This is a genomic window from Secundilactobacillus collinoides DSM 20515 = JCM 1123 (assembly GCF_001435975.1).
Taxonomy (GTDB): Bacteria; Bacillota; Bacilli; order Lactobacillales; family Lactobacillaceae; genus Secundilactobacillus; species Secundilactobacillus collinoides.
Window position 1 is genome coordinate 37,753 of record NZ_AYYR01000030.1, and the last position, 11,318, is coordinate 49,070.

The following is an 11,318-nucleotide window of genomic DNA, read 5'->3' on the forward strand; positions in this document are numbered from 1 at the left end:
ACGCCAAATTAGCAAAACCACAATATAGACCGAATCTTTCGCAATGGTTGTGGTAATGAGCGTGTGTGTGAGTGCCGTACCCTCCGCCCTCAGCCTTACGAACACCTTTATGCCACACAAAAGCACAAAGCAAATTTACAGCTTTGTTGAATTAACAACCTAGCGTGAGCACTCGTTTTCACAAGGTTGCCTAGGACGGTTATAAAATCTACCATAACTTAAAGAATCAAAGAAAAGCGAGTAGCTCGAACACTGCTTTTACATCCCCAGACTACAAACGCCCCTAGCTGAATAATCCCAATCGGATGTTCAGCTAGGGGCGTTTATACGGCCAAAAGACAATCGTCTATCACACGCTTAGGCGGGATAGCGGGATGCTAAAAGGACAACTGTATCGCATGGCGTGACTTTTGGTGTTTGGGCTAAGAATGGAAAGCAACTGACGCAAAGAAAGTCTATAACCACCGCGCGGCAAATGCTAGCCAACTTTTTTGGGTTTCACACGTTTAGCATCATCAATGGTGATGGGGGCGTCAGGAATTTCGCAATTGCCTGAAACGGCATCTTCCGTTCCGGCTTCACAGGCAGCTTCGTAGTAGCGCACCTTGAAGTTCAATTTGTCTAAATGTTTTTGAAGTTGTGCCATTTGATCGTGAACGGATTCCTGTTGTGCTTTGAAGATTGCCAGCCGGTCAGCCAGCGTTTCATCGCCAGCCATAGACATTTCCACGAACTTGCGGATTTCTCGTAGTTGCATGCCCGTTGCTTTTAAACAGGTAATGAGGTCAATAAAGTCGAGGTCGTGTTCAGAAAATTCTCGGCGACCAGCTTTATTGCGGTGCACGAACGGCATCAGCCCTTCATGATCGTAATAGCGCAGGGTGTAGCAGCTAAGACCTGATTTTTCGGCGACTTGGCCGATTGAGTACATCATGTGGATTCCCCCTTAAAGGATTAATGCGTTTAGTGTACCACTTAGAGCTAACTCTAAGTAAATTTAAATTGTGCGATACTAAATTTTATAAAATTGGAATTTGTTATGGTATTGTATTAGTGAGGTTAACATTAAATCGCGAAACGACGGTATTATTGGCGGTATCTTAAAGGCCAATATGCGTGTCCGAAAAGGCCGTTTGCAGGGGGAGATTTCAAAATTTATTCTGAAAGCGGTTGACTATTGTTTAGAATCATTCTAACATAAAAGATGAAACGAAAAAGCTGGTTCTTGAGCAAGCTAACTAAAATTAGTTGGCTGACGAACCATTTGGGAGGCTATATCTTTATGTCAAAGACTAAGATTATTGTTGTTGGTGCGTCACATGGTGGTCACCAATCCGTTTTAGAACTCACCCGTAAGTACAAGGATCTGGATATTAAATTATTTGAAGCAGGCGACTTCATCTCATTTATGTCATGCGGGATGGAATTGTATCTGGAAAACAGTGTGACCGATGTCAATGATGTGCGCAACTTCAAGCCTGAGGACTTGGAAAAACGCGGCGCTGAAGTTTACGCCAACCATGAAGTAACGAAAATTGACGCTGATAAAAAGCAGGTTGCCGTGAAGGATTTGAAGTCTGGTGAAACGCAGAACTACGACTACGATAAGCTGATTTTGAGTTCAGGAGTAACGCCAAACGATTTACCAGTTCCTGGCCACGATCTGGAGAACGTTTATCTTATGCGGGGTAAGGACTGGGCCGAGAAGATCAAGGCAAAGCTCACTGATCCAGCCGTGAAAAACATCACCGTTATCGGTGCCGGTTACATCGGTATCGAAGCGGCTGAAGCCAGCACAAAAGCCGGCAAGCATGTGACGCTGATCGACATGATCGACCGGCCTTTAGGGAACTACCTGGATGCTGATTTGACTGACGTCATCGCTAAGGAATTAGCTGATAAGGGCGTTGACGTTGTGACTGGTGCCAAAATTGAAAGCTACGAAGGTGCCGGCAAAGTTACTGCTGTTAAGACAAGTGATGCCGAATACCCAAGCAATCTGGTCATTCAAGCAGCCGGTGTCAAACCAAACACGGAATGGCTGAAGGGCACGGTTGATTTGGACGCTCGTGGCTGGATTGAAACGGATGAATATTTGCGGACAAATTTGCCCGACGTTTACGCCATGGGTGACGCCGTGTTAGCATACTCAATTCCGGCTCAAACCAAAATGCCGATTGCCTTGGCGACAGTTGTTCGTCGCGAAGCACGCTACGTGGTCGAGCACATCTTCGAAAACACACCATCAGTGCCATTCCAAGGGGTTGTCGGATCGTCTGCACTGAGCGTCTTTGATTACCACTTTGCCTCATCTGGTTTGAACACGACCACGGCGAAGAAGGCTGGTGTCACCATTAAGACTTCCTTCTATAAGGATACGTTACGGCCAGCTTACGTGCCGGCAGAGAAGGGGAACCCAGATGTCTACGTGGGCTTGGACTTTGATCCGCAAACCCACAAGATCTTAGGCGGTGCGGTCTTATCAACCTACGATATTACCGCTCAAGGCAACGTCATTGCTTTAGCCGTTCAACAGGGGTTGCGTTTGGAAGACTTAGCACAGGCCGACTTCTTCTTCCAACCAGGTTTCGACCGTCAATGGAGCCTGCTTAACCTAGCTGCACAGCATGCTTTAGGCGAACCAGAGTTTACAAAATAGCGGCTTGTTTCTGCCGTGAGTCGCAGCCTTATTGGGCTCATTTCGGCAATATGATTTAGAATACTGGACTATCGAAAAATAAAAAAGCAGTTAACAAGCCCCAATGCGGTCTTGTTGACTGCTTTTTGTATGGCGTAAATCGTAAGAATAATCGGTCCATCTGCATCAAGGCGAAATCGTTGACCTTCGACTTTATTCGCGCGATACTCACCATGAAATCTGAAAGGAAGTGCATTTTGATGGGGTTGATTACCAAAACAGACGTGGTGTACGATACTGCGCACCAGTTAAAAACGGATATTTATTACGATGATAGCATACCCGGTCGTGCTACTGTTATTGATATTCATGGCGGCGGCTGGTTCCGCGGTGACAAGTCAAAGGATGCAGACTGGGCTCAGCGGTTAGTTGCTGGCGGTTACGTCGCGGTCGTGCCGAATTATCGGATTACACCGGATGCCTATTATCCGGCACCGTTAGAAGATATGCAGACCTTGTTGGCGTGGCTGAAAACGCAGGACTTACCGCAGCAAACAGCCGTTGTTGGGTCTTCGGCAGGCGGTAACATGTCCGTCGAGCTGGCCATCCAGACGGGTATGCCCGCGGTTTCATTGTCAGGTATTTTAGATATTGACGATTGGTTGGCCCACCACGAAGATATTGTCGCTGAAGAAGGTGACACCAGCGGCTTTAACAGTACAGCCAGTGCAAAAATCAATCAGGATGGCCATAACGACAGCTTCTACAAGTGGTTTGTGACTAACTACTTTAATGGCGACAGCAGCCAGTGGGAGGCCGCAACGCCGGTTCACCGTGTTAGTGAGAAGACGGGCCCAATATTCTTGGCAAATTCGTTAAACGAATTTGTGCCGACAAGCGGTGTCCTGCAATTTGCGCAAGCCATGACCGACCATCAACGGCCATTTGAAGTGATGATGGTGCCAGGCACCAGGCATGCAAAGGGTTACCTAGATGATGTCTTTAACCAGACAATGCTCTTTTTAGACGCTCATTTGGAAAAGTAAGACATCATTCGTTTTTAATAAATTGCTAAGATAATTCTTAAATTCAATAAGTGTCTGCTGTGAATGACAAAATGTTTAACGCGCTTAACTATCAACGTTTTCAACGGTTAGGATAAGTGACACAACCAATGAAATAAGAAACGACCGTCAACTTAATCGTGATCGGTCGTTTTTTACTGGTCAGCCTGTAAGCTAACTTTTATAGCATATTAATGTATGGGGTTAACTAACTGTGGTAAAGTATCCTTGGAATCGATTTCCACAAACTACACATAGGAGTGATCGAAATGAGTATTCAAAAAGTTACGGTTGCAGGCGGCGGTACGTTAGGTAGCCAAATCGCGTATCAGACGGCGTACACAGGCAAGACCGTCATCGTATATGATATCAACGACGGGGCGCTGTCAGCGGCCAAGACTCGGATCAATGATTTGGACGCTGCGTACCAACAAGACATGCATGCGACCCAGGCTGATATCGATGAGACACATTCGCGATTGACATACACCAGTGATCCACACAGTGCGTTCGGTGATGTCGACCTTGTGATTGAAGCTATTCCTGAAGTGCCCGCTATTAAGACAAACTTTTATGAACTCATTTCGGGCATTGCCGATGCTAGAACGATTTTTGCGTCAAACTCATCAACGTATCTGCCGTCACAATTTGCAGACAAAACGGGCCGGCCAAGCCAGTTCGCCAACCTGCACTTTGCCAACCAGATCTGGAAGCACAACACGGCTGAAATTATGGGCCACGCAGGTACTGACGCCGCTGTGATTACGGCATTGACAACCTTTGCCCGCGACATTGCCATGGTACCGATCGTTGTTCGTAAGGAGCAGCCAGGGTACGTTCTAAATTCACTGTTAACACCATTCCTGGAAAATGCCGCCTATCTTTGGGGCGAAGATATCGCGGATCCACAAACAGTGGATAAAACCTGGATGATCGATGGCGGTGCGCCAATGGGGCCATTTGCAACGATTGATCTCGTTGGTTTACGAACATTCTTGAACATCACCAAGGATCGTCAGGGGGACAACCCGGCATTCAAGAACACGTTAGCAAAGGTGCAACAAATGATTGATGACGGTAAATTGGGGTTGGAGAGCGGCAAAGGATTCTATACGTATCCAGATCCGGCTTACCAACAAAAAGATTTTCTGGCATAGGCTGTCTGGGGTTAGCAAGCTTACTGATAACCGTTAGATAGTTGAACAAGCCACCTGTATTGGGCTGGTTTTCTCATTAGGAAACCAACTCATACAGGTGGCTTGTTTATTATTTAGAATGATTGTTCAAATAAGTAACAACATCGTGACCGAACACATTCAGACCGTGATATTGCTGATACTGGTTGCCCCATTGCGCCATCATCACGATTGTGTAGGCGCTAGCGAAACAAAATGCCGATTTCCTAGAATCATCAGCGAAATGATACATTCGAATACGAAAAAAATAATCACTTTTTTTGCCTAATTGCATTTTCCTGCGTAGTTGTAGATAAGACGTAAAAATAGATTGAAGGAGTGTTTTATATCAATGATCAATACAACCATCATTACAATCATTCAAGCGATTATCCTAGGCGTTATTGAAGGCATCACTGAGTTTTTACCAGTGAGTTCAACAGGGCATTTGTACCTTGCCAACGCCTTTATTCACCTGCAAGAACCCGATGCGTTTATCAATTTATTTATGGTGGTCATTCAGCTTGGGGCAATCATGGCGGTGGTTGTACTCTATTTTCATAAATTGAATCCCTTTGCCCCAAGTAAAACACTTGCGGCCCGCCGTGCCACTTGGGTGCTCTGGGGAAAGGTGGTGGTTGCTATGCTGCCCAGCTTGATTGTGGGGCCGCTAGTGAACGATTTTATGGATGCGCATTTGACGACGTGGCCCGTTATCACCACGACGCTGATTGTGTATGGTGTCCTCTTTATTGTCATTGAAAACTGGAATAGTCACCGCCGGCCAACCGCAACGGATCTGACCCGGTTACCGCTAAAAATGGCCTTTGCAATTGGGGTTCTTCAATTGCTGTCCCTGGTCCCGGGAACGTCACGGTCAGGTGCGACCATTCTTGGCGCCATGCTTTTGGGGACTTCCCGGTTCGTGGCCGCTGAATTTTCTTTTTTCTTGGCGATTCCTACCATGTTTGGTGCGAGCTGTTTAAAGGTTCTAAAATTTGTTTTGCACGGTAACCAGTTAACAACAAGTGAGGCAGCTGTGCTTGGCATCGGTGTCTTTGTCTCGTTTGTGGTGGCATACTTAGCTATCAAATTTTTGATGCGTTTTATTCAGCACCACGATTTTAAGATTTTTGGCTGGTATCGAATCGTATTAGGCTTGGTCGTATTAGCGTATTTCGGTGCCCAACAACTGTTGTAGGGCGGCAGACCCACTCAGTATTAATGCTTATTGCAAAAGACAATCAGATTTATCACAACGGGTCTGCCTAATTACTTGATTAAGCTAGCTATTAGGGCTTTTCCATGCCATAATTAAGGCATATTTGAAACGGTTAGCTGACGCGGTTTATTCGGGGGAATCAACCAGTCGGTTAAGTAAAGGAGGAGCGTTCATGGGGGTTATCATCAAACGGGGAATCTTGCTGAGCACAGTGGTGCTCATGAGTATGATATTAGCCGCACCGGTGACGGGCTCGGCAGCCAGTGACCTGTCATCTGACTCGCAGACAAGTGAGATGACCCAGGTTGCTTCAGACTCAGCATCCCAATTAACGGCAAGCGATGCTGCTAAAAAGGCAGACCAGCCAGATACCGAGACATCGTCAACTACAGCTGTCTCGGCAACGGGCAGCGCTAATACAATCAGGAAAACGGTCGCGAGTGTAACCGTGATTTTCCAAAGTCACGGTAATATTACAGTCAGTAGCCCGGTTAAGTTTACCGGAGTGGCCGGTCAATTATTGCCGGCTTTAACCACCATCTTGCCGGTGGGCTATTCCGTGCTAAGCGGGACTTACTATGGCTTTATTCAGCCAGGGACGAATACGGTGACCATCACCGTGGTGCCTACAGCGGAACTGTCACAAATGCAAAAAAATGGAACGGATGATATTGCAACGGTGGTGACACCAGGCTCGGTTCACACTAAAGAGACCACGAAACTGCCGGCGGGTGAACGGAAAACCGCCGCTAACAAGAACCGCTCTGAAACTGTTACCAGCAGTCAACGAGCAACTGTTGCAGCCACCGCGAAAACAAAACCTGCCCAAGTAAAGGTTACCTACCATACCGCAATTCGTCATCCTAAATTAAACCGGACTGACGCTACAATGGTTTCAGAAAAGACACTACCACATACTAGCGAAGCAGCTGGTAGTGTGGCCACGTTCAGTGGTTGGGGGCTGCTTGCTGGCGTGATCGGGTTACTTGGTATTTCGGGAATAGACGATAAGAAGCATAAGTAATTGGACACCAGATTGGCAATGCTCTTGCCAATCTTTTTTGTTTAACGGAGGTAACGTTTGAGTGAGACAAAGGTACGCTGAATCGGCACAATAAAGGTTGACACATTCAATGTTATGTCAAATTTCTTATTGTTAAATGGTTCACAAAATGTTATAATATTGCCAGTGATTAAGTTCACCTTCCGGCGTGTCTGGAAGACGGGGATAGGTTCTACACGTAGGTCCTTGTCAGGGGGATATGACAGGGGATTAGTAGGTTTTATGAGTGAAAAACATAGGGCAAAGGCACCCAAAAAACTTACACGTTTACTTTCGAGAAGCTGATTATCATTAGGCTGGGGAGCCTGGTGGTCATTTCGGCGGTGGTTTTATTGTCAAGAGATCTTTTGGAGAACTGAATGTCGCAATTAAGTAGCTGTGTATTTTTGGGTTAGCGAACTAATCGTTTTAAACGATTGATCCGCTAACTTTTTTTTCACATTTTTACTTCTTGCCGCTAAATTGAAGGTCAAATATACGTTGCCTGTGAGTCGAAGAGACGCTTGAAAAAATGTAATATTTGAGGTATCAGCTATCCCATGAAACGGCTGAACCCTTTTTTACTGGGCTTTTTCACAATGTTTGGTGCGCTGTGCCACAGTTAACCCTATTAATTAGCGGTTGTCAGCCCCTTCATTTACAGCCATAATAGATGTAAGACACGTGAAAAAATGGAGGAATACCAAGTGGCTTACATAGAAGTGAAACATGAATTTAAGCGCTATCAGATGGGTGAAACCCAGATTATTGCGAACAACGACGTCTCGTTCGACGCAGAACAGGGACAGTTAACAGTGATTCTGGGACCCAGCGGTGCCGGTAAATCAACCGTTCTGAATATTTTGGGCGGTATGGATAACCCGAGTGATGGTGAGGTTATTATTGATGGGACAGACATTGCGCAATTTAACGACAAACAATTAACCGAATACCGGCGGCACAACGTTGGGTTCGTTTTTCAATTTTATAACTTGATTCCCAATTTAACGACTAAGGAAAATGTCGAACTCGCTTCTTCAATCGTGGCCGATGCGTTGGATGCAACCGAGGTACTTAAACAGGTTGGACTGGAAGAACGGTTAGATAATTTTCCGTCCCAGCTCTCTGGCGGGGAACAGCAACGAGTCGCAATTGCGCGGGCGTTAGCTAAAAATCCTAAACTGTTACTGTGTGATGAACCAACCGGGGCGTTGGATTATAAGACTGGGAAGCAAGTGCTCAAACTACTGGAAACAGCCAGTCGCCAGGAAAACAAGACGGTGTTGATCATCACCCATAACGCGGCGTTAGCTCAGATGGCTGATCGGGTCATTCATATTAATGATGCCAAAGTGCGCAGCATTGAGGATAATTCGAATCCGACACCTATCGAAGACATTGAATGGTAGGTGAGCAGATTGAAACCAATGACAAAGAACATGTGGCGTGATATCGGGCATTCGAAAGGCCGATTCATTGCCATCATTTTAATTATTCTCTTAGGTGTGCTTATTTTTGTTGGCATCAAGGCCGCCGGACCATCGTTGAATGATTCGGCGGACAAAACAGTCAAGGATGCCAAATTAAGTGACGTTCAGGCGTATTCAACCACTGGGTTTACCCAAAAAGATAGGCGTCTTGCCGATAAGGTGGCGGGTGCAAAAGCCGAGCTGGTCAAGTTTAAGGACGTTGTCGGCGGCAAGGACCAGTCGGCTGTGGCCCTCTACGGATACAGCAAGTCTGCCAAGTACAACAAACTGTCTTTGCGTTCAGGCCACATGCCAACGAATAGCCGCGAAATCGTTTTAGATGAATTGGCGAAGGAAAACGATGGCTATAAGCTCGGTCAAACCTATACGTTCAGTAAATCAGCGAATTTGAAACACCGAACCTATAAAATCGTCGGCTTTGCGGACTCCCCCATGTACATCGACGATTCCACGCGGGGATCCGCGGACGTCGGTGACGGCACGGTGCGTTATTTCGCGTACATTCCACAGGCTCAGATGAATCTGAAAGTGGCCACCATGATGGACGTGGGCTTCAGTAAACTTCAAAAGAAGAGCACGTTCTCGGACAGCTATAGCGATGCGGTTAATCGAAAGGTCACCGCGTTGAAGCGCGAGTTCAAGTCGCGAGCTAAGTCGCGGACTCGGGCACTGCTTGGCAATAGCATTACCCAACTTGATCAGCAGCTAGCCAAAATTTCCGCGGCGAAAAAGCAGCTTCAAGCAGCTGGTCAGCAGGGAGGCAGCGCCGCTGATTTAGCGGGTCAACAGAATGTCACACTAAACAAAGAGGCCGCTAAACTCAAGACTGCTAAGACTAAAGCTCTAGCCGCCGGTGAAACAACTTATACCTGGCAAGATCGAAATGATTTGACTGGCTTCCAAGCCTATGGTGAAAGTTCTGATCGAATTGCCGCCATTGCGAATGTCTTTCCGGTATTTTTCTTCCTGATTGCCGCGTTGATCACTTTCACGACGATCACACGGATGGTTGAAGAAGCCCGGAGTCAAATCGGTACTTTCAAAGCGCTGGGTTACGCCAAATGGGCCATTGCTAAAAATTATCTGGCGTACGCACTGACGGCCGGTTTGATTGGAACCGTCCTCGGTGCAGTCATCGGGAATACAACCTTGCCGAGAATCGTGCTCGCCTTGTATAAGACCTACATCCCATTGAAGTGGGTCGTTAAATTTCAGTGGGGCGATATCGGCTGGGCGCTGTTATTCTCAATGATTGCCACTGTGGGTGCGGCCGCCTACGTCGTTTGGCGTGAGCTAACGGAAGGGCCAGCCGCCCTGATGCGGCCACGCTCACCGAAGTCCGCCAAACGGATCCTATTGGAGCGGATCACGCCGCTCTGGAACCGCTTGAGTTTCAACCGTAAAGTCAGTTATCGGAACCTCTTTCGGTTCAAATCACGGATGTTGATGACAATTATCGGCATTGCCGGCGGGACTGCACTGATCCTGACGGGGTTTGGGATTCAGGATTCCATCGCCGCCAGCGGGTCTAAACAATACAATGATATTATTCACTACCAGGCGACGGTTCGATTGCGAACGGCTGGTCACGAGGATAAGGCCGATCAGATACTCAACAATAATGACCAGTATCACAGCCACACAGACGTTGCTGCTAACGTTGGCGATCTCAAAGCAAACGGCCACCAAGTCAACGATGTGAATATCTACGCACCGGAGAGTGTCTCGCAGTTCAAACGGTACGTCACGGTGCGCAGTGCAAGTACTGGTAAATCACTGAATCTGCCTAAAAACGGCGTTGTTTTGACAGAAAAAACGGCTGACCTGCTCCACGTGAAGGTCGGCGATAAGATCAGTGTCACCACAACTGATAATAAGCAGGGCAAAGCCAAGGTTACGGGGATTACCGAAAACTACATGGGTCACTTTATGTATCTCAGCCGGTCCTCATATAAACAATTACTGAATGAGACTCCGACCATGAATACCTTGCTCGTCCAGTTGAATAAGCAAACGGACAAGCAGCGCAAGTCACTGGCCCACAAACTGATCAATCACGGCGGCGTCATGGGCACGAGCTATGTCAAGGATCAGCAAACGACGGTCACCACGATGTCCGGTTCCTTGAAGCCCGTGGTTGCCATCTTTATTCTACTGTCCGGGATTTTGTCCTTTGTGGTGTTGTATAACTTGACGAACATCAACGTTTCAGAACGGATTCGTGAGTTGTCGACCATTAAAGTGCTGGGCTTCTACGATAAGGAAGTTACGATGTACATTGTTCGGGAAAACATTGTGCTGACCATTGCCGGCATCATTGTCGGCTACGGTGTGGGTGAATTACTGACGGGCTATATCATGCAGCAGGCCGCCACAGCACAGGTCATCTTCCCGTTAACGATTCACCCGACAGGCTTTGTGGTCGCAACGATCCTGATGGTTGTGTTTACGGCTATTGTGATGTTTGTGACCCATAAGCGTTTGCAGCGGATCGATATGATCGGGGCGCTATCGTCTAACGAATAACTCAGCAGTGCAGGCTGTTAAGACCAGCTATGCATTAAAATCATTCGGGCACCACCAAAATTGGATTTCGATTTTGGTGGTGCCCTTTACGTTAATGGAAAAACTGTTCCCCGATTTAAAATTGAAGTGCAACACTTGATAACTAGACCAATTAGACTAGC

The 11,318-nt window shown here is 46.9% G+C and carries 9 protein-coding genes; 7 read left to right on the plus strand and 2 right to left on the minus strand.

Annotation, left to right across the window (positions count from 1 at the left end):
• Positions 1-478: 478 nt before the first annotated feature.
• The gene (locus tag FC82_RS06465) at positions 479-934 is read right to left on the minus strand and encodes a MerR family transcriptional regulator (RefSeq protein ID WP_056996537.1); all 456 of its coding nucleotides are present in this window, start codon (positions 932-934) and stop codon (positions 479-481) included.
• A gap of 348 nt (positions 935-1,282) precedes the next feature.
• On the opposite strand from FC82_RS06465, the gene FC82_RS06470 reads away from it, so the two are divergent.
• From FC82_RS06470 to FC82_RS06480, 3 genes are all read left to right on the plus strand, one after another.
• Complete coding sequence (locus tag FC82_RS06470) at positions 1,283-2,659, plus strand: FAD-dependent oxidoreductase (protein WP_056996538.1); 1,377 nt, start codon at positions 1,283-1,285, stop codon at positions 2,657-2,659.
• A 236-nt stretch (positions 2,660-2,895) separates the two neighbouring features.
• Positions 2,896-3,684: an alpha/beta hydrolase gene (locus tag FC82_RS06475; RefSeq protein ID WP_153020981.1), complete on the plus strand. Its 789-nt coding sequence runs from the start codon at positions 2,896-2,898 to the stop codon at positions 3,682-3,684.
• A 287-nt stretch (positions 3,685-3,971) separates the two neighbouring features.
• The gene (locus FC82_RS06480) at positions 3,972-4,859 is read left to right on the plus strand and encodes a 3-hydroxyacyl-CoA dehydrogenase (RefSeq protein WP_054760640.1); all 888 of its coding nucleotides are present in this window, start codon (positions 3,972-3,974) and stop codon (positions 4,857-4,859) included.
• A 109-nt stretch (positions 4,860-4,968) separates the two neighbouring features.
• Here the strand turns inward: FC82_RS06480 and FC82_RS16865 are convergent, their stop codons facing one another.
• Entirely contained in the window at positions 4,969-5,130 is a 162-nt protein-coding gene (locus FC82_RS16865) for a hypothetical protein (protein WP_161939728.1), read from the minus strand.
• A gap of 114 nt (positions 5,131-5,244) precedes the next feature.
• Between FC82_RS16865 and FC82_RS06485 the strand changes: the two genes are divergently transcribed.
• The 4 genes from FC82_RS06485 to FC82_RS06500 all read left to right on the plus strand — a co-directional run bounded on the left by FC82_RS06485 (position 5,245) and on the right by FC82_RS06500 (position 11,157).
• Complete coding sequence (locus tag FC82_RS06485) at positions 5,245-6,078, plus strand: undecaprenyl-diphosphate phosphatase (protein WP_056996542.1); 834 nt, start codon at positions 5,245-5,247, stop codon at positions 6,076-6,078.
• Between the two features lie 193 nt (positions 6,079-6,271).
• Complete coding sequence (locus tag FC82_RS06490) at positions 6,272-7,123, plus strand: hypothetical protein (protein WP_056996539.1); 852 nt, start codon at positions 6,272-6,274, stop codon at positions 7,121-7,123.
• Positions 7,124-7,848: 725 nt separating this feature from the next.
• Positions 7,849-8,550: an ABC transporter ATP-binding protein gene (locus tag FC82_RS06495; RefSeq protein ID WP_056996540.1), complete on the plus strand. Its 702-nt coding sequence runs from the start codon at positions 7,849-7,851 to the stop codon at positions 8,548-8,550.
• Between the two features lie 9 nt (positions 8,551-8,559).
• Complete coding sequence (locus FC82_RS06500) at positions 8,560-11,157, plus strand: ABC transporter permease (protein ID WP_056996541.1); 2,598 nt, start codon at positions 8,560-8,562, stop codon at positions 11,155-11,157.
• The last annotated feature ends 161 nt before the right edge of the window (positions 11,158-11,318 follow it).

What these genes read in the sequence shown, in the direction of transcription:
- FC82_RS06470 (WP_056996538.1), top strand. Translation starts at nt 1,283, where the DNA reads ATGTCAAAGACTAAGATTATTGTTGTTGGTGCGTCACATGGTGGTCAC.
- FC82_RS06465 (WP_056996537.1), bottom strand. Translation starts at nt 934, where the DNA reads ATGATGTACTCAATCGGCCAAGTCGCCGAAAAATCAGGTCTTAGCTGC.
- FC82_RS16865 (WP_161939728.1), bottom strand. Translation starts at nt 5,130, where the DNA reads ATGTATCATTTCGCTGATGATTCTAGGAAATCGGCATTTTGTTTCGCT.
- FC82_RS06490 (WP_056996539.1), top strand. Translation starts at nt 6,272, where the DNA reads ATGGGGGTTATCATCAAACGGGGAATCTTGCTGAGCACAGTGGTGCTC.
- FC82_RS06480 (WP_054760640.1), top strand. Translation starts at nt 3,972, where the DNA reads ATGAGTATTCAAAAAGTTACGGTTGCAGGCGGCGGTACGTTAGGTAGC.